Raw genomic sequence first — 24,363 nt, 5'->3', positions numbered from 1 at the left:
GAAAGGGTGGATTGATGCCCGTTGCGGTCTTAGGTTGAAGATGCCGTGGAGCTCGTCATTCGCCTACTGCTTCAGGCGGTTTCCAGCGCCATCTTGAAACCTATCATTCATCGTCTGCCGGTGCCAACTGCTCCCGCAAAGTAGCCAAGATCTCCTCCGACAGCCCCGGATTGCCCGCCGCCGTGGCGCGGGCCAGCACCAGGGCGCCGACCATGCTGCTGAGCGCCACGATGGTCTGGCTGCGCCTGTCCGCACGGTCATCGGGTAACACGGCCATAAAGCGCTGGATATTGCGCTCCACTCCCAGCGCAAATACCTCGGACATCCCCGGCCCGGCGCGGGCCGCATCGGTAGCCAAGGCGGCGGCGGGGCAGCCGTCGCCCGGGCGGTCGCGGTGGCTGGCCGACAGGTAGCCATGCACTAAGGCGCGCAGCCGGGCAGCGGGGTCGTGATCGGCACCAGCACTGTCCAGGCCCTCCAGCGGCGTGATGGTCCAGTCAAAGGCGCGCAGGCAGGCCTCTCTGGCCAGGGCATCCTTGGACGCAAAGTGCCGGTAGAGCCCGCCATGCGTCAGGCCCGCGTCGCGCGTGATCTCGGCCACGCCCACGCCCTCCAGGCCTTTTTCCCGGTAGAGGCGTGCAGCGGCATCGACGATGCCTTCGCGGTGCTCGGCCGCTTGTGCTTTGCTGACTTTCATGCGTTAGATGATACCCATCATCAAAACTCATTTATGATGACGACCATCATCAATAAGGCTGGGCGCCCGTTTTTCCGCGATGGCGTTCAACCGCGAAAGCTGCCATATGGATCGTCGCGTCGTCATCACCGGCCTGGGCCTGGTGTCTCCCCTGGGTTGCAATGTAGAGCTGGCCTGGCAGCGCTTGCTGGCGGGCCAATCGGGCGTGCGCGCACTGGCCGCCGAGGTGGGTGAAGGTACTGGCGTCACGGTGGCCGGGCGCGTGCCCAGTTTGGAAGAAGACCCGCAAGCCGGCTGGAGCGCCGAGGCCCTCATTGCCGCCAAAGAGCTGCGCCGCATGGACCGCTTTATCGCCTTTGCGCTGGGCGCCGCAGACCAGGCGCTGGCCCATGCCCAGTGGACCCAAGCCAGCGCTGAGCAGCAAGAGCGCGCAGCCACCATCATCGGCTCCGGCGTGGGGGGCTTTAGCACCATTACCGACGCAGTACGCACCACCGATGGCAAGGGGCCGCAGCGCCTCTCGCCCTTCACCGTGCCGGCCTTTCTGGCCAATCTGGCTGCCGGCCAGGTCTCCATCCGCCACCAGCTCAAGGGCCCACTGGGCGCGCCGGTCACGGCCTGCGCCGCCAGCATCCAGGCGATTGGCGATGCGGCACGCTTGATTCGCAACAACGAGGCGGACATGGCGCTGTGCGGCGGCAGCGAAGCCACCATTGACCGCGTGGCGCTGGGCAGCTTTGCCGCCGCCAAGGCCGTCGCCACCGGCGGCGAGGACCATCCCAGCCAGGTGTCCCGGCCTTTTGACATGGCGCGCGAAGGCTTTGTGATGGCCGAAGGCGCAGGTCTTCTGGTGCTGGAGGCCTTGGACCACGCCTTGGCGCGTGGCGCCACACCGCTGGCCGAGGTCGTGGGGTATGGCACCTCGGCCGATGCCTACCATGTCACCTCCGGACCCGAGGACGGATCGGACGCCGCCCGCTCCATGCGCGCCGCCTTGCGCCAGGCGCAGCTGCAGCCCGGCGATATCCAGCACCTCAATGCCCATGCCACCTCCACCCCGGTGGGCGACCGCGGCGAGCTGGCCGCCATCCGCCAGGTGTTTGGTGCGGGCACGGGCCCATCCATCACCGCCACCAAGTCGGCCCTGGGCCATATGCTGGGCGCTGCTGGCGGGGCTGCTGCGGTGTTTACCGTCTTGGCTCTGCGCGACCAGATCGCGCCGCCCGTGCTCAACCTGGACAGCCCCGACCCCTTGGCAGAAGGGCTGGATCTGGTTCGCGGCAGTGCACGGGCGCATGCGATGGAGCATGCGATGCTCAATGGGTTTGGCTTTGGCGGGGTAAATGCTTCGTTGGTGCTGAAGCGATTTGGGGGTTCATAAGCGCTTCAGCCATGCCAAGGAGAGTCAGACAACTCGGCATTCACCATCACATTTTTCACACATGCAACGCGAGACCCGCAAGCCTGTAACGGCACCACGCATGATGCTGTGTTCTTTTGCTGTTAGCCTTCCATGGCCGGCAGGATCCCTGCCAGCCCCACCTCGGCCATCGCGCCCCTTCTGAAAAGTGAACCCCCTATGACCAGCCCGCTGTACACCGCCTCCATTCCCGTCATGCAGCAGATGCTGCGTGCGCTGTCCGATGTGCTCAAGAAAGCCGAAGACCACGCGGCGCAACGCAATATCGACCCCAATGCGCTGCTGCAGGCGCGGCTGTTTCCCGACATGTTTCCGCTCGTCCGTCAGGTGCAGATCGCCTCGGACTTCTCCAAGGGCATTGCTTCGCGCCTGGCGGGTGCCGAAGTACCTTCCTGGCCCGACACGGAGACCAGCTTCGCCGACCTGCAAGCCTTGATCGCCAAGGCGCTGGCCCATCTCGCATCCTTCCAAGCCGCGCAATTCGATCTCAGCGAAAGCCGCGACATCGTATTGCGCCCCGGCACGCCCAAGGAAAAGAAGCTGACCGCCAGCGCCTACCTTCTGCACTATGGTCTGCCGCAGTTTTTCTTCCATGTGACCACCGCCTATGCCATCCTGCGCCACAACGGTGTGGAGGTGGGCAAGCGCGACTATATGGGTGCGTATTAACCTGCGCGGCGCCGCTCGGTTACGGTTGCTCGATGGCACTAGGGCATCGTTGCGCCGATCGCGCACATGCCCTGGATACCCAACAGGCAATGGCCATGGCCTGAGGCGGGCGGCACTCTGGTTGCCAGCGCGGGCGGTTGCAATCCTTTCTGCACTGACCAAGGCCCATCATGCGCAGCGTTGCGCGACCTGGCGGATCCAGGCGGCTTAGGCTACGGGCGAGAAGGTCAATGGGACCTGTTATGGGTGCCTTGGGATGCGCAGAAGATGGCATGTACGAGTGGCCATCGCGGCCGTCAGCCCTGTCAGGTCATGACGACGGATCGTGCATCACCATTGCATACAGTTCTGCGACACGGTCCACCGAAATGCCTTGCCGCTGTTCGATGGCAAGCGGGTGTTCGGTGGGCTCCAGCTCAATAAAAGGCCAATCCCGTCATCGCGAAGATGCACCCGCGTCTTGAGGTTCAATGTGTCTGGATAGGGCATCAAGTCTGTGTTGAGCCATCCAAAGAATGGTCCAATATGCGAGCGTTTATCAATGAACTCAAATTCAAGCCATTGGTTGTAGCTCTCGGCACTGAGCGATACCCAAACCCCCCAGGAAAAAGGCTCGGGCTCCCCTTGAACAGGAATCTCAAGGCACGCACGGACAAAAAAGAATCTGCCATCAACAGTGCAGGTATCTGTTGAGAGTGTGCAGCGCGTCGCGCGCTCATTGGGCGGTATATCGTCATAACTGAACGGGGTGAGTACGCCAAAGGAAGGCATCCCCTGGTGCACCTCACCGCATGAGGCGCATAAAAATTCAAAGGACATCATCCGTCTCCATGCTTCAAAAGCCAAGGGGTGGAAAAAGCAACTGATGAGGCTCGTCCATCGACTACAACAAACGACAGCCATACAAAATGGGCAGCTAAGTATCCATGCGCAAGCGCAGCATACGAATGGTCCGCCGAACATCTGCGGGCACCTGGTGGTAGATGCGCTGTGTCAGCCGATCAGGGGCATATCTTGCAAACTGGGAATGAATTCTTTCAAGTGCTGCCAGAAGCTGTTTTTGAATCTCCCCGCTGTCCATGCCTGACCCCATGACTTCCTGTGCAACACGGGTCAAACCAGCGGCCGCATCGGTATCACCTCTAGAGTCCTCCGAGGCCAGATACTGCAGGTAGGCCGCCAAATAAAAAACACGTGCTTGCGGCCCCATATCGGCGAGCGCTTCAGCGCATGGCATGGAATGCGCCCGAAACATCTCGACGGCCTCGGCAATGCTCTTCCCCAAGAACATCTGGGCGGCAAAACGCTCATCCAGCGAATCATGGATGTTGATTTCTTCAAAAGTCGGAAGGCGCATGGCTGCCAAGTCTATCGACCTCGCGCGCTTATGGCTTGGAGCCCCACCTCGCAATAACCGCTATCCATACACCCCCACCGGATCAGACCCCTGCCATATGCTAGGTGCCTCTGACGGACCGCTGCGATCTTTATCGTGTCAGCCTTGCGCAACCAGATGGCCCCGCAGCTCCTCAACCTGGACAACCCTGACCCCGTGGGCTGAAGGGCTCGTTTTCATTCGCGGCAGTCTATCGGTACATGCGATTGAAGGCACGATGCCCAATGGGTTTGGTGGGGTGATTGTTTCGTTGGTGTTCAAGCAGCTCTCGGCTTAGACCACTGGTCTTCTATGACAGGTGGGCGTCTCACATCTGGTCAGAAATCATGCGCCATATCCGGCGCATGTTCCTAGAAACTTCAAACTCCGCCTCCGGCCCAATGTCTTCAAGGCAGGCCCAGTATGAAATGGTTGAAGCGTGAATTTCAGGTCTGGCTAACAAGGACAGTTTAATACGCTGCCAAGCGGAATCAAACAAAGACAAAGGCATTTCCTCGACACACTGAATCATGATCTCCATCAGGGAATATCGCTCCGCATCCGTGACGCCCTCTGCTCGATAGGCCTCAAAAAACTCATCGAAGCGCTTCACATCTGCAACCTCCCATTCCCAATCCTGCATGCTGTAGTGAAATGGCAACCCAAACCGAGTTGCGAGGGCTTCACGAGCCATCTGGCTTGGGTAAAAGACGGGCTTCCCGGAGTTTGCTGACATCATGTCGCTCCTCAAAGTGGCTTCTGCTGACCAAGCTACACGTCAATAGGCATCGGCCTGTGATGCAGGTGGCAAGCGAATGATTGATCATCCGAGCTTCAACGCCCTGGTAGCAATAAAAGTCGGAATCACATTCTCCACCACAAAGCGCGGATGAGGCTGCCAGTCCTCATGGAAGCCGGTGAGCACCAAGCCCGCATTCAGCTGGCCGCCAATCTGGTCTGCCAGCGTATGGCCAAACACCAGGGCCTCGCCGCGCTCGCGCTTGGCGGCCAGGTCTTCAGCAGACAAGTGCGCTAAGTCGGAAAAGGGCAGCCGGCGGTTGGGGCGCACAAGCCCCTGGGCCGTCAAGGCCGGGTCGCGGTCGGCGACAAAGACCACAGGGTTCCAAAAGCTAGACAGCAGCTCGCCACGCGGCGCCAGAACGCGCGTGCATTCGCGCCAGACCGGGCGCACATCGGGGATATAGAGGTTGGAGATGGGGTGGAAGATGACGTCAAAGCTGGCGTTGGCAAAGACGGAGAGATCACGCATATCGCCCTGCACACAGCGCAGGTCCAGGTCCTCTCTGGCGGCAACCTTGCGGTCTTGGTCCAGCTGCCCTTCGGAGAAATCGAACACGGTCACATCGGCGCCCGCCGCTGACAGGATGGGGGCTTGCTGCCCGCCTCCGGCTGCCAGGCACAGAATGCGCCGACCGCGCACCTGGTCCAACCACCCTGCGGGCAAGGGCCCGGGCGTGAGGCGGGCGGCACTCCAGTCGCCCGCGCGGGCTGTTGCAATCGCTTCAGCGCTGACCGGGGCCGACCATGCGCAGCCTTGCGCGGCCTGACGGTTCCAGGCGGCTTGGTTGTGGGTGAGTAGGTCGATGGGATCTGTCATGGGGCTCTTCAGCATCTCGGCAGAATGCATGGTCCAAATACGGGATTGTCCGCGTGCCATGGGCCCGCCCAGCCAGCGGTAGACTATCCAGCGCCCGGGGTCCAATGCGCTGCTTCTCTATCTATAAGCGAAACCAACCAAAGCTTGCACCCACTCCGGCATTAGGCGGGAAATGATTGAATGTCCGCCGCGACGAAGATCGGAACATAAGCCATTTGGAGGAATTCCAGACTCCTCGCTGCTGCCCCGAACACTTGAAGATATCGAAAGAGTTTATGCCATTTGTGCCTGCCCTATGCCCTTCCTGCTCGGGAAAGCTCCAAGTACCTGATGACCACGACATCGTCAAATGCATGTACTGTGGTGTCGATGTCGTCGTGAGACAAGCCATTCGATTGATTTCTGGCAGCGCATCCACTTTTATGGAGCTGGCGCATGTCGCTTTGGCAGCGAGAAATTTTTCAGAAGCCTACGGCTATTACACCAAGGTATTGGAGATAGAGCCTCGCAATGCGGATGCCTGGTATGGCAAGGGGAAGGCCGCTGGCGCGATGGGCAACGGGAGCTTTCAACACCTGAAAGAAATGCAGGTTGCCATTGCACAAGCCATTAAATTATCGCCCCCTGATAAGGTCGCCGATATGAAAGCAGCAGCTGCAAGGGACATGGCAAGTGTTGGCGCTACCAATTACCAAATGGCAAGCAGCATCATTGCAAGGCTTGTCGCGGCCCATGGCGCATGGGCCAGTCATTTGACACTGTGCCGAGAGATTATTTCGCTGCTCGAAACCGCGCACAGCTACAACCCCAAGGACACCCAGATCCTCAAAAATATTGTCCAGATATGCAGTGACAATATTTCAGGCATCAAATTCAAAGATCCTGCCAATGGCAATGCCACGACCGTCAAACATCTCAACGATGATTACGAGAAAGAGCTGCGCGTTATTTTCAATTTATATGCAGAGAAGCTCGTAGCGCTGGAGCCCGGCTACCAACTCCCCTATCCAAAAAGAAAATCCTCGTATTGCTTTGTGATCACTGCAACCATGGGCAGCGCACAGCACCCAAATGTCACATTCCTCCGGTCTTTCCGGGACACCATGCTGGTCCGCACTGCGTTTGGCAAGGCATTCATTCGCTGGTATTACCGCCATGGCCCTGCTATCGCTCGGCACATTGGAGGCTCTCGCCTGGCGCGGTCCGTCTCTTATGTGTTCATCGTGCTGCCGGCTGTGGCTATCGCCAAGCTGATCACCTGGGCGGCGGCAGGACGTTCGCGCTGACCACACCGGGGGGCATCGGCGCTTGTTGCGCTGCGGTGCCTCTTTCAGTTCGCACCCTGCGATGGCGCAACCACCGGGGCCTGGGCTTGCTCAAGCGCCCCTGTGCGACAGCCTATTTTTTAGGCACCCGCATCAACCGCAGCCCATTGAACACCACCAGCAGACTCGCCCCCATATCGGCAAACACCGCCATCCACATCGAGGCATTGCCAAACACCGCCAGCGCAAAAAACACCGCCTTGATGCCCAGCGCGAAGATGATGTTCTGCCACAGGATGGCGTAGGTGCGCTTGGACAGCAGCACCGTCTCGGGCACGCGGCGCAGGTCGTCGTTCATGATGAGGATGTCGGCAGCCTCCTTGGCGATGTCGGTGCCGGCGCCGCCCATCGAGAAGCCGATGGAGGCGGCGGCCAGGCTGGGCGAGTCGTTGACGCCGTCGCCCACCATGCCGGTCGGCTGCTGGGCCACCAGGCCGTTGATGACCTGGAGCTTGTCCTCGGGCAGCAGGTTGGCCTTGACCTCATCGATGCCCACTTGCGCGGCAATGGCGCGGGCGGTGGCTTCGTTGTCGCCGGTCAGCATCACCGTGCGGATGCCCAGGGCCTTCAATTCAGCAATCGCCTGCTTGCTCGATTCCTTGGTGGTGTCGGCCACCGCAAACAGGCCCAGCACGCCTTGCGCGCTGGCCAGCACCGAGACGGTCTGGCCCTGCTCCTCCATCGCCAGCATCAGCGCCTCCACCTCGGCAGAGCACTGGCCGCGCTCATGGATCCAGCGGTGGTTGCCCAGCACATAGCTGTGGCCACCGATATCGCCTTTGACGCCACGGCCCAGCTCGGCGGCAAAGTTGCCCACCTCCAGCGCCTCACCATCGATACCGGCAGCAACCGCCTTCGATACCGGGTGGTCCGAGCGCGCGGCCAGGCTTTTGGCGATGCGCTCGATCTGGGGGGCATCGGTGCTGGTCGACAGCATGCGCGTCTGCACCAGCTGAGGGGTGCCGGCGGTGATGGTGCCGGTCTTGTCCAGGGCGACGACGCGCAGCTTGCGCGCCTCTTCCAGATAGGCGCCGCCCTTGACCAGAATGCCCCTGCGGGCGGCAGCAGACAGGCCGCTGACAACGGTCACTGGCGTGGAGATCACCAGCGCGCAAGGACAGGCGATGACCAGCAGCACCAAGGCCTTGTAGATGGCGGTCAGCCAGGGCCAGTCCAGCATCAGAGGCGGCAGCACCGCGACTGCGACGGCCAGCACAAACACAGCGGGGGTGTAGATGCGGGCAAAGCTATCCACAAAACGCTGCGTGGGCGCGCGCTGGCCCTGGGCCTGCTCCACCGCGTGGATGATGCGGGCCAGCACGGTGTCGGTCGACAGCTTGCTGACCTCGAACTCCAGCGAGCCGCTTTGGTTGATGGTGCCGGCAAACACCGGGTCGCCCGGTGCCTTGTCCACCGGAATGCTCTCGCCGGTGACGGAGGACTGGTCCACCGCGCTTTGGCCGCTGGTCACCACGCCATCCAGCGCAAAGCGCTCGCCGGGCTTGACCCGCGCCAGGGTGCCAACCGCCACTGTCTTGGCGTCCTGGATCTGCCAGCTGCCATCGGCCTGCTTGGCCTCGATCTGCGGCGGCGACAGCGCCAACAATTGGGCAATCGCATTGCGTGCGCGGTCCACCGAGCGCGCCTCGATCAGCTCGGCCAGCGAGTACAGCGCCATCACCATGGCCGCCTCTGGCCACTGGCCGATCACAAAGGCGCCTATCACCGCCACGCTCATCAGCGCATTGATGCCCAGCTGGCCGCGCAGCAAGGCCGACAGGCCTTTTTTGAACACGCCCAGGCCCGACAGTGCAATGGCCAGTGCGGCCACCGCCATGCCGACCATGCGCCAGACCGAGGTTTCGGGCGTCAGCAGGTGCAGCAGCTCGGCGGTGGCTGCCACCACCAGCGCGGCAATCAGGCGGTAGAGCTCCCGGCGTTGCGCCTTCTGCACATCGGCAGCAGCCGGCGGGGCCGACAGCGTCTCGGTGCTAAAGCCTGCAGCCTGGATCTTCTCCGTCACTGCCGCCCATTGCTGCGGGTCGGCTTCGACCCGCAGGGTGCGGGCAGGCAGGTCAAACTGCAGCAGCCTGACGCCCGCCGCGCCTTCGAGAATCTGCCGAATCTGCCCCTCTTCCACCGGGCAGTCCATCGCGGGAATGCGCAGTAGCAAGGCGCCCTCATCGGCCTTCAAGGCCGAGCTGGCCTGGGCGGCAGCGCCCAGGTCGGGGCTGCAGCAGTCGCTATGCGCATGCGCTGCAGCTGTTGCGGCTGGGGCATGGGCATGCGAATGCGCATGGTCGTGACCATGGCTGTGATCGTGACCCTTGTCGTGGCTATGGCCGTGATCGTGCCTATGGTCGTGCCCCTTGGCGCCCACGGCCGCGGCCTGCTGGTCTTTGCCGGCGCAGCAGGATGCCGCTGCATGGCCATGGGAATGGCGCTGCGCGGTGTCGGAATGGGCAGTGACTGGGTTGGTATTCGTTTGGGTCATTGAGCGTGCTCCCTGTTGCTTCGATTAAAAACCCTGTAGTAACTACAATGTCAAGCCTAAATCGCTAGACTCCGTATGGACATGAGGGCAATGACATGAAAATCGGTGAACTGGCCACGGCCTCGGCGACGCCCGTGGAAACCATCCGCTACTACGAGCGCGAAGGCCTGCTGCCGCAGCCCACGCGCACCGCCAGCAACTACCGCGTCTACGAAGAGCAGCACCTGGAGCGCCTGCAGTTCATCCGCAACTGCCGGGGGCTGCAGATGTCGCTGGACGAAGTGCGCGAGCTGCTGCGCTACAAGGACGAGCCGGCCCAGGACTGCGCCGAAACCGTCGACAAGCTGCTTGAAGCGCATATCGGCCACGTCGCCCTGCGCATCCAGGAGCTGCGCGGGCTGGAAGCCCAGCTGATCGCCCTGCGTGACCGCTGCCGGGGCACCCAGGATGTGGAGCACTGCGGCATCCTCGCCGGCCTGGCCGAGCCGCCTGCGGCGCCCCCCGTGAAGCACCATCTGCATGTGCGCTAAAGGCCTGGTCGCGGGAGATCAGAGGGCGCAAAAAAAGGTGGCGCACTGCGCCACCTTTTAGAGCCCGGCTGCAGTTAGCCACGGAACATTTGCAAGCGGGCCTTTCGCTCCGCCGGCGTCTCGCTGGTGTAGGCATCGATCACCTGCTGGCGCGTCTTGCCTGGGCCGGAGGCGACAGGCGCGGGCGGGTAGTTGCTGCTGCGCAAGGCGTTGGGGCCGCGCTTTTGCAGCGCCTCGATGGTCTCCGCCTGCACCTGCGCGCGGCTTTTGCCTGGCTGGGCATGTTCGGGGTAGAGCTCGTAGCCCTTTTCCGTCGGGGCCGAGTGCAAGGTAGCGCTGGCCGATGCGTTGCCCAGCATGCCCAGCGACAGGGCTGCGAAAGCCAGGGACAACAGGGTGGAGGTGCGTGTCTTTTGCATGGTTGCAATGCCTTTCATAGGAGTGGAAGTACTCTCGCTGCGACTGCATTCGAGATGGCTCCATTGTTGAAAAAACACGCTGACCAAAGCCCCACAGCAAGATGACATTGCTGCAATGCGCAGGCCGCTTAAATAGCAGATACAACAAAGCCATGGCGGGCTGGGCCATGGCTTTGCTGTCACTGCGTTTGGAAGGCTCAGGCCGGGTGCGCAGCGGGCTTGTCAGCGCCCTCTTTGTCGTCCAACTCATCCTCCGACGGATCGTGCCGGTGCACCAGGCGGTAGAGCAGCGGCAGCACCAGCAAGGTGAGCACCGTCGACGACAGGATGCCGCCAATCACCACGGTGGCCAAGGGGCGCTGCACCTCGGCACCCGTGCCGGTCGCAATGGCCATCGGCACAAAGCCCAGCGATGCGACCAGGGCCGTCATCAGCACGGGCCGCAGGCGCGACAGCGCTCCGGTGTGCACGGCATCGGGAACGGCCAGCCCACCCTCGCGCAGCGCGCGGATCGACGAGATCATCACCAGGCCGTTCAGCACGGCCACGCCGGACAGGGCGATGAAGCCAATCGCCGCAGAGATGGACAGCGGAATACCGCGCAGCCACAGCGCCAGAATGCCGCCAGTCAGTGCAAACGGAATGCCGGTAAAGACGATCAGACCGTCGCGCACGTTGTTGAACATCGCAAACAGCAAGGTGAACACCAGCAGCAGCGCGACGGGCACGACAATCTGCAGCCGCTGCTGGGCCGATTGCATGTTCTCGAAGGTGCCGCCCCAACGCGTCCAGTAGCCGCTGGGCAGGGCCATCGCTCCCAGGTCCTGCTGCGCCTGCTCGACAAAGGAGCCGATATCGCGGCCGCGCACATTGGCGCTCACCACAATGCTGCGCTTGCCATCCTCACGGCTGACCTGGTTAGGCCCGGGCGACAGCGCAAAGCTGGCCACCGCTGACAAGGGCACAAAGCCCAGGCGGCTGCCTTCTTGCTGCGGCAGCGCAATGGGCAGGCGCTCCAGCGCGGCCAGATCGCTGCGCAGCGCCTCGGGCAGGCGCACCTGGATGTCAAAGCGCCGGTCGCCTTCAAACACCGTGCCGGCCTCTTGGCCGCCCACAGCCGTGGCAATGGTCTGCTGCACATCGCCCATGTTCAGGCCATAGCGCGATGCCTTTTCCCGGTCCACCTGCACGGTGAGCATCGGCAGGCCCGTGGTCTGCTCCACCTTCACCTCGGAGGCGCCGGGCACCTTCTGCAGCATGGCGGCAATCGATTGGGCCGTGCGTTCGAGCACCTGCATGTCATCGCCAAACACCTTGACCGCCACATCGCTGCGCACGCCCGATATCAGCTCGTTGAAGCGCAGCTGGATCGGTTGCGAGAACTCGTAGTTGCTGCCCGGTATCGCCTCGACCACCTCCTGCACCTGGGCGAGCAGGTCCTCGCGGCTGCGCTGCGGATCCGGCCATTGCGCACGCGGCTTGAGCATGATGTAGCCATCCGAGATATTGGGCGGCATCGGGTCCGAGGCAATCTCGGCCGTGCCGGTGCGGGCAAACACGCGCTCGATCTCGGGCACCTGGTCCTTGAGCGCGCGCTCGATCTGCATTTGCATCTCCAGCGATTGCGTGAGGCTCGTGCCCGGCACCCGCAGCGCCTGGATCGCAAAGTCGCCCTCGTTGAGGTTGGGCGCAAACTCGCTGCCCAGGCGCGAGGCCAGCAGCAGGCTCAGGGCCACCGAAACGACAGCCGCCGTCAGCACCACCACCGGCATGCGCATCACCCGCGCCAGCAAGGGCTCGTAGGCCTTGCGTGCCCAGGTCATCAGGCGGTTCTCCTTCTCGCCTACCTTGCTGCCAATGAACAAGGCAATGGCCGCCGGGATAAAGGTGATGGACAGCAGCATCGCGCCCACCAGGGCCAGCACCACGGTCAGCGCCATCGGGTGGAACATCTTGCCCTCCACCCCCGTCAGCGCAAAGATCGGCAGATAGACCACCATGATGATCAGCTGGCCAAACAGCAGCGGACGGCGCGATTCCTTGGCGGCGGCAAACACCTCATGAAAGCGCTCGCTGCGCGAGAGCGGGCTGCCCTTGCGCTCCTGCGCATGCGCCAGGCGCCGCACGCAGTTCTCCACAATCACCACCGCCCCGTCGATGATGATGCCGAAATCCAGCGCGCCCAGGCTCATCAGGTTGGCGCTGATGCCCCACTTCACCATGCCCGTAAAGGTGAACAGCATCGATAGCGGAATGATCAGCGCCGTGATCAGCGCAGCGCGGATATTGCCCAGGAACAGGAACAGCACCACCACTACCAGCGCCGCACCTTCGACCAGGTTTTTCTTCACCGTCGCAATGGCTTTTTCCACCAAGGTGGTGCGGTCGTAGACGGTCACGATCTTCACGCCTTCGGGCAAGGTCTTGCGGATCGACTCCATGCGCGCATCCACCGCCTTGGAGACGATGCGGCTGTTCTCCCCGATCAGCATGAACACGGTGCCCAGCACCACCTCGCGGCCGTTGTCGGTGGCAGCGCCCGTGCGCAGCTCGCGGCCCAGGCTCACCTCGGCCAGGTCGCGCACGCGCACGGGCTGGCCTTGGGTGCTGCCCACAATCACTTCCTGGATGTCCGCAATGCCCTTGACCTGGCCGGGCGCGCGGATCAGGTACTGCTCGCCTTCGCGCTCGATATAGCCCGCCCCCACATTGGTGTTGTTGCTCTGCAGTGCTGCGACCAGCTTGTCCATCGAGATGCCATAGGACGCGAGCTTGTCCGGCCGGGGCGCCACCAGGTACTCCTTGGCAAAGCCGCCAATGGAGTTGATCTCGGTCACGCCGGGCACATTGCGCAGCTGGGGTTTGATGACCCAGTCCTGGATCTCGCGCAGGTCCATGGGGGTGTAGGGCGTGCCATCAGGCTTTTTGGCGCTATCTTCCGCCTCCACCGTCCACAGGTAGATTTCGCCCAGACCCGTGGAAATGGGGCCGATGCTCGGCGCAATACCGGGCGGCAGCTTCTCGCGCGCTTCCTGGATGCGCTCATTGACCAGCTGGCGGGCAAAGTAGATGTCGGTGCCGTCCTTGAAGATGACCGTCACCTGTGACAGTCCGTAGCGTGACAGCGAACGGGTCTGCTCCAGGTGGGGCAAGCCGGCCATCACGGTCTCGATGGGATAGGTGATGCGCTGCTCGGTCTCCAGCGGCGAATAGCCCGGCGCCTGGGTGTTGATCTGGACCTGCACATTGGTGATGTCGGGCACGGCATCGATGGACAGGCGCTGGTAGCTGAATACGCCCAGCGCAGCCATGGCGAACACCGCCAGGATGACCAGCCAGCGCTGCTCGATGGAAAAACGGATGATGCGTTCAAACATGCGGGCTCCCGATCAATGCGCGTGCTCGGCAGAGGCCTTGCCCAGCTCGGCGCGCAGCATGAAGGAGCCCTGCTTGATGTAGCGCTGCCCGGCTTGCAGGCCCGACTTGACTTCGGTGGTCTTGCCATCCGTCGCACCCAGCTCAACCACCTGGGCCCGGTAGCCGCCCTCGGCCGGTACAAACACCACGCTCTCTTTGCCATCGGGCCGCTGGATGGCCTTGGCGTCCACCGCAATGGGGACGGGCGATTCAGATGCGAGAACTTCCACATCCACAAACAGGCCAGGCCGCCACACGCCTTGCGGGTTGGCCAGCGCCACGCGGGCCGGTGCCGTGCGGGTTTGCGCGCCAATCAACGCACCCACATAGGCAATCCGGCCTTCGGCCTCGGCGTCAAAGGCCGTGGCGCGCACGACGACCGGCGCGCCCATGCGCACATCGGGCAATTGCGGCGCGGCCACGCTGATCTCGGCCCAGACCGAGCGCAGGTCCGACACGGTGAACGAGGCGGTGCTGTCGGTGACCGACTCGCCCACGGTCAGGTGCTTCTCCACCACCATGCCGGCCAGTGGCGCACGCAGCTCATAGCGGCTGGCGCCAGCCGCGCCCGCCCCAATGGCGGACAGCTTTTGCGCGGCATTGGCCACGGCAATTTCGGCCTCCTGCAGCGCTTGGCGCGCTGCCTGGTAGTCCTGCTCAGCAGATATCCGCTCCTGCCACAGCTGCTTTTCGCGCGCGTAGCTGCTCTTGGCAAAGGCCAGCCGCCGCTGCGCCGTTTGCAGCTCGCTGCGCTGGTCCGACACTGCCGGGCTCTGAATGACGGCCAGCAGCTGCCCCTTGGCCACCTGCTCGCCCAGCTGGGCGTGGACGGAGGCCACGACACCCGCTACGCGCGGCACCACGTGCGCGGTGCGGTCTTCGTCAAAGCGGATCTCGCCGGGCAGCAGCACCTGCTTTTTGATCGATGCCGGGCCCGCCTGGGCCAGCACCACGCCAGCCTTTTTGGCCTGCGCCGCACTGAGCTTGACCAGGCCCTCAGCCTCTTCTTCGCCCTCGGCATGTTGCCCGCCTGCGGCGTCGGCGTGCCCGTTCTGGCTGCCAGCCTCGGCCTTTTCGTCGTGGTGCTCCCCATCGGCATGTTGGTCCGACTCCTGGTGCGCACTCTCCTTGGCAGCGGCTTCGCCATGGTGCTCGCCATCCTTGTGGGGCTGGGCATCGGCATGGCCCGATGCCGCTGCAGCCGGCGCGGCCGCCGTGCCAGGGCCCCGCAACAAATAGGCGCCGCCGGCCACACCGGCAGCGGCCATCACCGCCGCGGCGATCCACTGTTTGGATGAGCGGAGCGAGGTATCGAATGGGGTTTTCTCGGACATGGGTTCAGGTTCCTGTAGCGGCCGCCAGCGCTGGCGTGCCAAAGATGCGTTCAATCTCCGCACGGGCGCGGTGCGAGGTCATCAGCTGGTCCAGCAGTTGGCGCTGGCTGTCAAACAGGCTGCGCTGGGCGTCGAGCACATCCAGAAAGCTGAACTTGCCCAGCGAGAAGCCACGCACCGCCAGGTCATAGGCCGACTGCGCCGTGGGGATCACCTGGCTTTGCAGCAGCGCCACCTGCTGGTTGCTGCTGAGCCACTGCTGGCGGGCGGCAAACACCTGGGCCTGCAGCTGCAGGCGCTGGTCCTGCAGCTGCTGCTCGGCCTGGTCCACCTTGCGCAGCGCCTGCAGCTGGTTGCCGGCATTGCGGTCAAACAGCGGCAAGGGGATGCTGACGCCAACAAACACCTGGTTGCGGCCCACATCCTGCGCGCGCTTGACGCCCAGGCTCACGGTAGGGTCCTGCACGCGTTTGGCGCGCTCCAGCGCCGATGTGGCCTGGCTTTGCGCCAGCGCGCGCTGCGCCAGCACCATGGCGGGCGCCTCATCGAGGCGCTGGTCCAGCTGCTCGGCAGTCGGGGCCGCCGTGGTGGTCAAAAAGTCGCCGCTCGCCAGCCCCAGCTCCGTACCGCGCCCGCCCCAGAGCGCGGCCAGGTTGTGCTGCGCCACGCCGGTCAATGAGCGCGCCTGCTCCAGCTCCATCGCCGCATTGGCCTGCGCCACTTGGGCGCGGCTGGCCTCCAGCGGCGGAGCCTTGCCGGCCTGTACGCGCTTGTTGGCGGCATCCAGCGCCTGGGTCGCCAGCGCATGGGTCTGGGTCGCAAAGTGCACCCGCTGCTGGGCTAGCAGCAGCTCGTTGAAGTGGATCTGCAGCTGGTAGCGCAAGGCCGCCAGTGCGGCCACGACACCGGCTTCGGCCGCTGACTTTTCGGTATCAGCCAGCTGCATACGTGCCTCGCGCTTGCCGCCCAGCTCGATCAGCTGGTTGATCTGCACGGTGTGGGTGCGCGTCTCGCGGCGGGTGTCTTCGATGCTGACTGCCAGCTCCGGGTTGGGACGCGCCTGGCTTTGCACCACCAGGCCTTCGGCGGCAGCTGCGCCATGGCGGGCCGCCTGCAAACCGGGGTTGGCCGCCAGGGCTTTGTCCCAGGCGGCAGCCAGCGTGATCGCCGGGTTGGCCTGCGCCGGCGCAGAGGCCGTGGCTCGCTCCAGGCCTTGGGCGGGTGCCTGGGCCTGGGCCTGGCCCTGGGGCAGCCAGGCGCTGGCCAGCGCGGCGGTCAGCAGCCAGGCTGGCCATGCCGGGCCTCGATGGCCTGGAGGGCGTGGTGGTTGGGCGGGATGGATGCCGGCCCGGGTGGGGACTGGCTGCGGGATGGTCATGGCGGCTTCTCCTGTGGTGGCAGACCACGCGCAACCTGGCCTTGGCAGCGCAGGGCCCGCCAGCGGCGGCCCGCACCGCAGACCCCAGTTGCAGGCGGTATCCCTATGCGATGCCAGCGACTGTAGAAAGCGGCAACGAACACCAGGCCGACGGGAACATGACAAATTTGTAATCCACGCCCGCGCACACCATCAGGGACAATGGCAGCCATGAGACTGCTGCTGATTGAAGACGAAGCCAAGCTCGGCGAGTACCTTCGCAAAGGTCTGGCCGAGGAGAGCTATACGGTCGATGTCGCCACCAACGGCATCGATGGCCTGCACCTGGCCATGGAGCTGGACTACGACCTGGTCGTGCTCGACGGCATGCTGCCGGGCATCCACGGTTTTGCGGTGCTGGCAGCGCTGCGCCAGGCCAAATCCACCCCGGTGCTGATGCTGACGGCCCGCAGCGATGTGCAAGACCGGGTGCGCGGCCTGCAAAGCGGCGCCGATGACTACCTGATCAAGCCTTTTGCGTTTTCCGAGCTGGTGGCCCGCATCCAGGTGCTGCTGCGCCGTGCGCAGGCCTACCCGGCGTCGCCCGAGCCCACGGTGCTGCGCCAGGCCGATCTGGAGCTGGACCTGATCCGGCGCAAGGCGGTGCGCGCCGGTGTGCGGCTCGATCTGACGGCCAAGGAGTTCAACCTGCTCGCCTTGCTGCTGCGCCGCCAGGGCGAGGTGCTCTCGCGCACCGAGCTGGCCTCGCAGGTCTGGGACATGAACTTTGACAGCGAGACCAATGTGGTCGAAGTGGCCGTGCGGCGCCTGCGCATGAAGGTGGACCAGCCTTTTGCCGCGCCCTTGATCCACACCGTGCGCGGCATGGGCTATGTGCTGGAGAGCCGGGCCCAGCCATGAGCCCGACCTCCGCCGTACCGCACCTGGGGCGCCGGCTCTCGCGCTGGATGGCGCTGCTGTCGATGCTGGGGCTGGGCGCCGTCAGCCTGGTGGTGTTCCTGGTGTTCGACAACACCTTGTCAGCCCGCCAAAAGGAGATGCTCGACCAAAAGCAGCAGTCGCTGATGCATGTGCTGCGCGATGACAGCACGGCCCACCGCGACAAGGCGCTGGACCACCTGCTCACCGATTTTCTGGCCGGCCACGGCGACTATGCGATCCGCGTGGTGGACAACGAGGGCCATGTGCTGTTCGACAGCATCCCGGCCGATTGGAGCAGCCACCACACCATGCTGCGCAGTTTTGCCGTCGGCATCACTGCGCCCCAGTACCACCAGGCGCGCGCGGCCACCGCCACCTTGGTGATGGACCTGCGCCCCGACGAGGCCTTGCTGCGCGGCCTGGGCTGGACCCTGTTTGCGGCCATGGTCGCCGGCTCCTTGCTGCTGGCGCTGTTTGGCGGCCTGCTGGTGCAGCGCAGCCTGCAGCCCATCGCCTCGCTGGTCTCGCAGATCAGCCTGCTGTCGGCCCGCGATTTTGAGCGCCGGCTGGGCGGCAGCGGCCTGCCCCAGGAGCTGCAGCCCATCGTCACGCAGTTCAATGCCCTGCTCGACCGCCTGGCCGATGCCTACCGCCAGCTCGAAGCCTTCAACGCCGATGTGGCGCACGAGCTCAACACGCCACTGGCCACCTTGATCAGCAGCACCGAAGTGGTCTTGCGCAAGCCCCGCTCGGTCGATGAGCTGCGCGATGTGCTGGAGTCCAACCTGGAGGACCTGCGCCGCATCGCCGCGATGGTGGGCGACATGCTGTTTCTCTCGCGTGCCGACCAGGGCGTGGGCGCGCGCGAGACCGGGGTCGTCAGCCTGGCCGCCGTGGCCCAGGATGTGGTCGAGTTCTATGAAGCGGTTGCGCTCGATGCCGACCTGCGCCTGGAAGTGCTGGGCGACGCGCAGGCCCAGGTCGATGCGCCGCTGGTGCGGCGCGCGCTGTCCAACCTGCTGAGCAATGCCACCCGCTATGCGCTGGCGGGCTCTGCGATCCGCATCGACATTCGCACGCGCTGGCAGCACGAGCATGCCCATGCGGTCATCTCCGTGACCAACACCGGGCCCGACATTGCGCCCGAACACCTGCGCCACCTGTTTGACCGCTTCTACCGCGCCGATGCCTCGCGCCACAACGCCGAGCGCCACCATGGCCTGGGCCTGGCCATTGTCAAAGCCATCGCCAAGATGCATGGCGGCTCGGTGTTTGCCCAGTCGCAGGGCGGCGAGACGACGTTTGGGCTGATCCTGCCGGTGGCGCCCGTCCTGTGACGGAGCACTGCTTCTAGCCACACAGCGCCTTCGCCAACCGCCATCCCCATAGCTTGCAACCAGACTTCAGATCGCTTTATGCATATAATTAGCCACCTTACTATTTGCCGCCACCATGCAACTCGCCCAAAAATACAATGCCCTGCTGGACGAAGCCCAGCGGCGCGGCATGCCCGATGTGGCAGGGATTCGCCTTTGCTTCCAGACGCTCACGCTGGCAGCAGTCATTGACCGCGACTGCGCCCGCTTGCTGGCGCCGCATGGCCTGTCCGAAGGGCGCTTTGTGCTGCTGTTCCTGCTCGACGCGGCACCCGATGGTCTGGCGCCCAACACCTTGGCCGAGCGTGCGGGCGTGACCCGGGCCACCGTCACCGGTCTGCTCGATGGCCTGGAGCGCGAAGGCCTGGTTGCCCGCCATGCCGAGGCCAGCGACCGCCGCGCGCTGCGCATACGGCTCACCGGCAAAGGCCGGCAGCTGGCCCAACAGGTGTTTGCGCAGCACAGCCACTGGATCGCCGGGTTGTACGGCGGGCTGTCGGCCAGCGAGCGCCAGCAGCTGGCCCAGCTGCTGGACAAGGTGGCCCGCAACCTGGGCCAGGCAGCGCCATGAACAGCCCGCGCAAAGGCGCCAGCCGCGCTGCTGATATTCCCGCCGATGTGCTGCAAGCACTGTCCAGCGGCGAAATCGCCACGGCCACGCTGGCTGAATGCACGGCGCTGGACCAGGCGCAGCTGCTGCGCACCGTCTTTCCCGGTCTCTCTGCCCAGACCCTGCAGCAAGCCGATGCGGCTTGCACGCTGGGTATTCTGGGGCGCATGGGCCGCATCGGCGAGCTGCTGCTGGATGCGCTGGGCCCCGAGGGCATCGCGCAATGCCGCAATCACCCGGCAGACACCGTGCGCGGCTGGGCCTGTTTTATGGTGGGTGCCCAAGTGGAGCTGGCCCTGCCGGCACGCCTGGCCGCCATTGAAAGCCTGGCAGACGATGGGCATTTTGGCGTGCGCGAATGGGCCTGGATGGCCTTGCGCCCGCACCTGGCCAGCGCTCTGGACGAGGCCATCGCACAGCTGCTGCCCTGGACGGCATCACCGTCTGACAAGCTGCGCCGCTTTGCCTGTGAGGCACTGCGCCCGCGTGGCGTCTGGTGTGCCCATATCGCCGCGCTCAAAAAGGCACCCGCGCAGGCCCTGCCGCTGCTGCAAGCGCTGCGCGCCGACCCCTCCATCTATGTGCAGGATTCCGTTGCCAACTGGCTCAACGACGCCGCCAAGGACCAGCCCGACTGGGTGCGCGAGCTCTGCAGCCAGTGGCTGGGCGATACGCCATCGCCCAGCACCGCACGTATCTGTCAACGCGCGCTGCGCAGTATTCGCTGAAAGAAGCCCCAGCCATGTCTTGCTACCTTGTCGAACTCTACACCCCGAACGCCACCTGGCAGGCGCTGCCTGCTGCACAGCGCCAGCAGTTTCTGGCCACCATCGGCCAGGGCCTGGGGCAGCTCTCCAGCCTGGGGATTGAACTGTTGTCGCTGGCAGAGGCCGATGCCGCCATCGCGCAAGCCAGCCCGCACCAGTACCTGGGCATCTGGCGCTTTCCTGATCCACAAGCACGCGATGCCTTGCTGGCCGCGATCGAGGCCAGCGGCTGGTACCAGTACTTTGCGCATGTGAATGCCGCCAGTGGTACAGGCGCTGTGGATGCCCATCTGGCAGCATTGGCAGCGGCTTGAGGAACCGCCCTACTCAGGCATAGGCCTGTGCATCCTTGTCGGTGATGGCCCGCAGCACCCGCGCCGGGTTGCCGGCGCTCACCACGCCTTCGGGCACATCCTTGGTAACGATGGCGCCAGCCGCAATCACGCTGCCCGCACCAATGCGGACGCCGGGCAGCACCTGCACACCCGCGCCAATCCAGACGTTGTCGCCAATGGTGATGGGCAGGGCGAATTCCAGCCCCTGGTTGCGCCGCGCGGCATCGAGCGGGTGACCGGAGGTGTAGAGGCCGACATTGGGCGCGATAAAGACGTTGTTGCCGATGCGGACCTTGGCGGCATCGAGGATGACCAGGTTCACATTGGTGTAGAAGTTATCGCCAATCTCGATGTTGAAGCCGTAGTCGCACAAGAAGGGGCCATCGAACACGGGATTGCGGCCCAGCTTTCCCAGCAGGCCGCGCAGAATCACTTCGCGCTCGGCACGTTGGTGCGCGCCGATCTGCTGGAAGGCAAACAGCTTTTCCTTGGCGGCATCGCGCAGCTGCAGCACGCTGGGGTCATGGTTGGCGTCGTACAGCAGGCCGGCAGCGGCTTTTTCCATCTCGGTCATCGGTGTCTCTCGTCCTCTCGGTGGCAAAAGGACTGAGTCTAGCGGAGGCATGGCTGGCCTGCGATGACCTGGCTGTGGATAGGCTTCAAGCGCCCGTCGCCGCAGCGGCCGGTGCAATGCGCAGCGGGATCGTCACCGGGCCGTCGTTCATCAGGTAGACCTTCATGTCGGCGCCAAAGCGGCCGGTCGCCACCTCGGGGTGCAGCGCACGGGCCTGCGCCACCACATAGTCGTACAGGCGCTCGCCATCGGCCGGGGGCGCGGCCTGGGTAAAGCTGGGGCGGTTGCCGCCGCTGGTGTCTGCTGCCAACGTGAACTGGCTCACGATCAGCAGGCCGCCGGCCACATCGACCACGCTCTTGTTCATCTTGCCGGCCTCGTCCTGAAAGATGCGCAGCTTGAGCATCTTGGCCAACCACTTGTCGGCTTCTGCCTGGCTGTCGCCACGCTCGGCACAGACGAGGGCCAGCAGGCCATGGCCGATCTGGCCGACCACCTGGCCGTCCACTTCAACACGCGCTTCGCGCACCCGTTGCAATACGCTGATCATCGGAGATTCTTGCTTCCGGAAAGGCGGCAGGCCAGGGCGCTGCAGCCGAGGTTCATGGTTCAGGGGCTGGGTGCATCGCCAACGCGCTGCACGGCCTCGGTCTGGGTTTGCACGCCCAGTGGCAGCACTTCCATGCTGATACGTGCCTGCGGCAGCTCCTGCAGCAAAGCGGCCTCCAGCTGCATGCGCAGCTGGGTGGCATGGGCGAGGGTCCAGCCGCCGGGCATGTGCAGGTGCATGTCGATAAAGTGCAGCGCGCCGGCGCGCCGGGTGCTGAGCTTGTCGCAATGCACAGCGCCGCCGGTTTGCGCCTCAAAGCTGCGCACGCAGTGCTCGATCTTGGCTAGGGTCTCCGCATCGATGGACTCGTCCATCAGGCCCTGCGACGAACGCCAGACCAACTGGCCACCCTCTTTGAAGATATGCAAGGCCACCGCAATGCCCAGCACTGCATCGAGCCAATGCCAGCCCGTCAGCATTGCCAGCAGCAAGCCGCCGACCACACCGACCGAGGTCCAGACATCGGTCATCAGGTGGCGGCCATCGCCTTCCAGCGCCATCGAATGGTGCGCGCGGGCCGCCCGCAACATGACGAAGGCCAGCCCGCCGTTGAGCGCCGTGCTGAGCATGGACAGCGCAATGCCCCAGCCCAGCTGCTCGAGCGGCTGGGGATGGAGCAAACGGTCCACCGATGCCCAGACGATGGCCATGGCCGCGCCAAAGATCAGCAGGCCCTCAAAGCCGGCCGAGAAGTACTCCGCCTTGGTGTGGCCATAGGGGTGGCCCTCGTCAGCCGGGCGCTTGGCAATGGTGACCATGCCCAGCGCAAACAGCGCGCCCACCAGGTTGACCAGCGATTCCAGCGCATCGGACAGCAGGCCCACCGAGCCGCTGACGGCCCAGGCGCTGGTCTTCAAGGCAATGGTGGCAATGGCCACCACCACCGAGATGCGCAGCAGGTTCTCGGGCGTGGTCCAGCGGCTGTGCGCTGCGGCGGATAAGGCAGGTTTCATGGCGGGCGGGGTGTGGCCTGGCTTACAGCAGGCGCGCCTTGACAGTCTTGCCCTTGACCCGGCCGCTGTTGAGCCGGTCCACCGCCTGGTGGGCGATATCTCGGCTGACGGCCACATAGGTCGAGAAGTCGTTCACATTGATCTTGCCGATCTGCTCCTTGGTATAGCCAAAGTCGCGCGTCATCGCGCCCAGCACATCGCCGGCACGGATCTTTTCCTTGCGTCCGCCGATGATCTGGATGGTGCGCATCGCTGGCACCATGGGTTGGTTGGAGGCGGGGGTCAGCTCGCTCAGCGGGTGCCATTGCGACTCGCGCCCTTGCAGCAGCTCGATCTTGCCGACCGAGCCCATCTCGTCCATGCTGGCCAGGCTCAGCGCCAGGCCTTCGGCATCGCCTCGGCCGGTGCGGCCAATGCGGTGGATATGCACTTCGGCATCGGGCGTGGTGTCCACATTGATGACGGCGGCGAGGTTGGCGATATCGAGGCCGCGCGCGGCCACATCGGTGGCCACCAGCACGCTGCAGCTGCGGTTGGCAAACTGCACCAGCACCTCGTCGCGCTCGCGCTGTTCCAGCTCGCCAAACAGCGCCAAGGCGCTTACGCCCTGGGCCTGCAGCACCTCGACCAGGTCGCGGCACTGCTGCTTGGTGTTGCAAAAGGCGATGGACGATTCGGGCCGGAAATGCGCCAGCAGCTGCGATACGGCATGCAGGCGCTCGGATTCCTTGACCTCGTACCAGCGCTGCGCGATCTTGTGCGCGCTGTGCTGCGAGGCGACCTTGACGGTCTGCGGATCGCGCATAAAGCGCTCGGCCAGCTGGGCAATGCCCTCGGGATAGGTGGCCGAGAACAGCAGGGTCTGGCGCTCGGCCGGGCATTGGCTGGCCACGGTGACGATGTCGCCATAAAAGCCCATGTCCAGCATACGGTCGGCCTCGTCCAGCACCAGAGTGTTGAGGGCGGCCAGGTCGATCACGCCGCGCTCCATCAGGTCCATAACCCGGCCCGGGGTGCCAACGATGATGTGGGCACCGTTTTCCAGGCTGGCGATCTGGTTGCGCGAAGGCACACCGCCATAGACGGTGACGACCTTGATGTTTTCTTCGGCGCGCGCGAGGCGGCGGATTTCGGTGGCGACCTGGTCGGCCAGCTCACGGGTGGGGCAGAGCACCAGCGATTGCACGGCAAACCAGCGCGGGTTCAGCCGGGCGAGCAGGGCCAGGCCAAAGGCGGCCGTCTTGCCGCTGCCGGTGCTGGCCTGGGCAATGACATCCTTGCCTTGCAGCGCAAAGGGCAGGCTGGCCGCCTGGATCGCCGTCATCTGCGTGTAGCCCAGCTGCTGCAGATTGGCCTGCATGGTCTGGCCCAGGGGCAGTTGGCTGAAAGAGCTGGCGTCCGCTGCGTTGGCGGTGGTGGTGGTTGCGTTCATGGCGCAATTATCCCGCGCCCGGCCTGGCAGCCGCTGGCGGCCCTGCGGGTACCCCTGAATCCGGCCTTGGCGCCGCCGGCCACCGGTGCCGACTGCCAGCAACACCGGG

General features: G+C 64.4%; 23 protein-coding genes. 9 read left to right on the top strand and 14 right to left on the bottom strand.

Features of this window, described 5'->3' with window-relative positions:
* Window positions 1-103: 103 nt before the first annotated feature.
* A complete protein-coding gene (locus WH303_RS01355; protein WP_339516355.1) occupies window positions 104-697 on the bottom strand; it encodes a TetR/AcrR family transcriptional regulator in 594 nt (197 codons plus the stop codon).
* 106 nt (window positions 698-803) lie between these two features.
* On the opposite strand from WH303_RS01355, the gene WH303_RS01350 reads away from it, so the two are divergent.
* Together WH303_RS01350 and WH303_RS01345 are read left to right on the top strand one after the other, a co-directional pair.
* Entirely contained in the window at window positions 804-2,078 is a 1,275-nt protein-coding gene (locus WH303_RS01350) for a beta-ketoacyl-[acyl-carrier-protein] synthase II (protein ID WP_339516353.1), read from the top strand.
* A 198-nt stretch (window positions 2,079-2,276) separates the two neighbouring features.
* Window positions 2,277-2,786 carry a DUF1993 domain-containing protein gene (locus WH303_RS01345; protein WP_339516351.1) on the top strand — a complete coding sequence of 170 codons (510 nt, stop codon included), beginning with the start codon at window positions 2,277-2,279 and terminating at the stop codon, window positions 2,784-2,786.
* Between the two features lie 330 nt (window positions 2,787-3,116).
* On the opposite strand, the gene WH303_RS01340 is transcribed toward WH303_RS01345, so the two are convergent.
* From WH303_RS01340 to WH303_RS01325, 4 genes are all read right to left on the bottom strand, one after another.
* Window positions 3,117-3,605, bottom strand: coding sequence for a DUF2199 domain-containing protein (locus WH303_RS01340; protein WP_339516349.1), 489 nt, complete (start codon window positions 3,603-3,605; stop codon window positions 3,117-3,119).
* Between the two features lie 97 nt (window positions 3,606-3,702).
* Window positions 3,703-4,143, bottom strand: coding sequence for a hypothetical protein (locus WH303_RS01335; protein WP_339516347.1), 441 nt, complete (start codon window positions 4,141-4,143; stop codon window positions 3,703-3,705).
* Window positions 4,144-4,489: 346 nt separating this feature from the next.
* Window positions 4,490-4,897 (bottom strand): hypothetical protein, encoded by a 408-nt coding sequence (locus WH303_RS01330; RefSeq protein ID WP_339516345.1) that lies wholly within the window; start codon window positions 4,895-4,897, stop codon window positions 4,490-4,492.
* A gap of 87 nt (window positions 4,898-4,984) precedes the next feature.
* Window positions 4,985-5,779, bottom strand: a complete 795-nt coding sequence (locus WH303_RS01325; RefSeq protein WP_339516343.1) for a class I SAM-dependent methyltransferase — start codon at window positions 5,777-5,779, stop codon at window positions 4,985-4,987.
* Window positions 5,780-5,955: 176 nt separating this feature from the next.
* Between WH303_RS01325 and WH303_RS01320 the strand changes: the two genes are divergently transcribed.
* Window positions 5,956-7,065: a tetratricopeptide repeat protein gene (locus tag WH303_RS01320; RefSeq protein WP_339516341.1), complete on the top strand. Its 1,110-nt coding sequence runs from the start codon at window positions 5,956-5,958 to the stop codon at window positions 7,063-7,065.
* 112 nt (window positions 7,066-7,177) lie between these two features.
* On the opposite strand, the gene WH303_RS01315 is transcribed toward WH303_RS01320, so the two are convergent.
* The gene (locus WH303_RS01315; RefSeq protein ID WP_445228242.1) at window positions 7,178-9,598 is read right to left on the bottom strand and encodes a heavy metal translocating P-type ATPase; all 2,421 of its coding nucleotides are present in this window, start codon (window positions 9,596-9,598) and stop codon (window positions 7,178-7,180) included.
* 95 nt (window positions 9,599-9,693) lie between these two features.
* Here WH303_RS01315 and cadR point away from each other — a divergent pair, with 95 nt between their 5' ends.
* Entirely contained in the window at window positions 9,694-10,128 is a 435-nt protein-coding gene (cadR, locus tag WH303_RS01310; protein WP_339516339.1) for a Cd(II)/Pb(II)-responsive transcriptional regulator, read from the top strand.
* Between the two features lie 74 nt (window positions 10,129-10,202).
* Here the strand turns inward: cadR and WH303_RS01305 are convergent, their stop codons facing one another.
* The 4 genes from WH303_RS01305 to WH303_RS01290 all read right to left on the bottom strand — a co-directional run bounded on the left by WH303_RS01305 (window position 10,203) and on the right by WH303_RS01290 (window position 16,676).
* Complete coding sequence (locus tag WH303_RS01305) at window positions 10,203-10,547, bottom strand: DUF4148 domain-containing protein (RefSeq protein WP_312987821.1); 345 nt, start codon at window positions 10,545-10,547, stop codon at window positions 10,203-10,205.
* Between the two features lie 197 nt (window positions 10,548-10,744).
* The gene (locus WH303_RS01300) at window positions 10,745-13,924 is read right to left on the bottom strand and encodes an efflux RND transporter permease subunit (RefSeq protein ID WP_339516334.1); all 3,180 of its coding nucleotides are present in this window, start codon (window positions 13,922-13,924) and stop codon (window positions 10,745-10,747) included.
* A 12-nt stretch (window positions 13,925-13,936) separates the two neighbouring features.
* Entirely contained in the window at window positions 13,937-15,298 is a 1,362-nt protein-coding gene (locus WH303_RS01295) for an efflux RND transporter periplasmic adaptor subunit (RefSeq protein ID WP_339516332.1), read from the bottom strand.
* A 4-nt stretch (window positions 15,299-15,302) separates the two neighbouring features.
* Window positions 15,303-16,676, bottom strand: a complete 1,374-nt coding sequence (locus WH303_RS01290) for a TolC family protein (protein WP_339516330.1) — start codon at window positions 16,674-16,676, stop codon at window positions 15,303-15,305.
* A 210-nt stretch (window positions 16,677-16,886) separates the two neighbouring features.
* Here WH303_RS01290 and WH303_RS01285 point away from each other — a divergent pair, with 210 nt between their 5' ends.
* The 5 genes from WH303_RS01285 to WH303_RS01265 all read left to right on the top strand — a co-directional run bounded on the left by WH303_RS01285 (window position 16,887) and on the right by WH303_RS01265 (window position 20,664).
* Entirely contained in the window at window positions 16,887-17,576 is a 690-nt protein-coding gene (locus tag WH303_RS01285) for a heavy metal response regulator transcription factor (protein WP_339516328.1), read from the top strand.
* On the top strand, window positions 17,573-18,934 hold the full coding sequence (locus WH303_RS01280; protein WP_339516326.1) for a heavy metal sensor histidine kinase: 1,362 nt from the start codon (window positions 17,573-17,575) through the stop codon (window positions 18,932-18,934). The genes WH303_RS01285 and WH303_RS01280 overlap by 4 nt, the downstream gene beginning before the upstream one ends.
* A gap of 115 nt (window positions 18,935-19,049) precedes the next feature.
* A complete protein-coding gene (locus WH303_RS01275; protein WP_339516324.1) occupies window positions 19,050-19,544 on the top strand; it encodes a MarR family winged helix-turn-helix transcriptional regulator in 495 nt (164 codons plus the stop codon).
* Window positions 19,541-20,311, top strand: a complete 771-nt coding sequence (locus WH303_RS01270) for a HEAT repeat domain-containing protein (RefSeq protein ID WP_339516323.1) — start codon at window positions 19,541-19,543, stop codon at window positions 20,309-20,311. Before WH303_RS01275 ends, WH303_RS01270 begins: the two co-directional genes overlap by 4 nt.
* A gap of 14 nt (window positions 20,312-20,325) precedes the next feature.
* Window positions 20,326-20,664 (top strand): DUF6616 family protein, encoded by a 339-nt coding sequence (locus WH303_RS01265; protein WP_339516321.1) that lies wholly within the window; start codon window positions 20,326-20,328, stop codon window positions 20,662-20,664.
* Window positions 20,665-20,677: 13 nt separating this feature from the next.
* Here WH303_RS01265 and WH303_RS01260 read toward each other — a convergent pair whose 3' ends face one another.
* The 4 genes from WH303_RS01260 to dbpA form a co-directional block, all read right to left on the bottom strand.
* Window positions 20,678-21,259 (bottom strand): sugar O-acetyltransferase, encoded by a 582-nt coding sequence (locus WH303_RS01260; RefSeq protein ID WP_339516319.1) that lies wholly within the window; start codon window positions 21,257-21,259, stop codon window positions 20,678-20,680.
* 85 nt (window positions 21,260-21,344) lie between these two features.
* A complete protein-coding gene (dtd, locus tag WH303_RS01255; protein WP_339516317.1) occupies window positions 21,345-21,809 on the bottom strand; it encodes a D-aminoacyl-tRNA deacylase in 465 nt (154 codons plus the stop codon).
* A 59-nt stretch (window positions 21,810-21,868) separates the two neighbouring features.
* Window positions 21,869-22,822 (bottom strand): cation diffusion facilitator family transporter, encoded by a 954-nt coding sequence (locus WH303_RS01250; RefSeq protein ID WP_021024954.1) that lies wholly within the window; start codon window positions 22,820-22,822, stop codon window positions 21,869-21,871.
* Between the two features lie 22 nt (window positions 22,823-22,844).
* Window positions 22,845-24,254 carry an ATP-dependent RNA helicase DbpA gene (dbpA, locus tag WH303_RS01245; protein ID WP_339516315.1) on the bottom strand — a complete coding sequence of 470 codons (1,410 nt, stop codon included), beginning with the start codon at window positions 24,252-24,254 and terminating at the stop codon, window positions 22,845-22,847.
* Window positions 24,255-24,363: the final 109 nt, after the last annotated feature.

This window comes from Comamonas sp. MYb69, assembly GCF_037479315.1.
GTDB lineage: Bacteria > Pseudomonadota > Gammaproteobacteria > Burkholderiales > Burkholderiaceae_C > Comamonas.
This window is presented reverse-complemented; position numbering and strand designations above follow the sequence as displayed.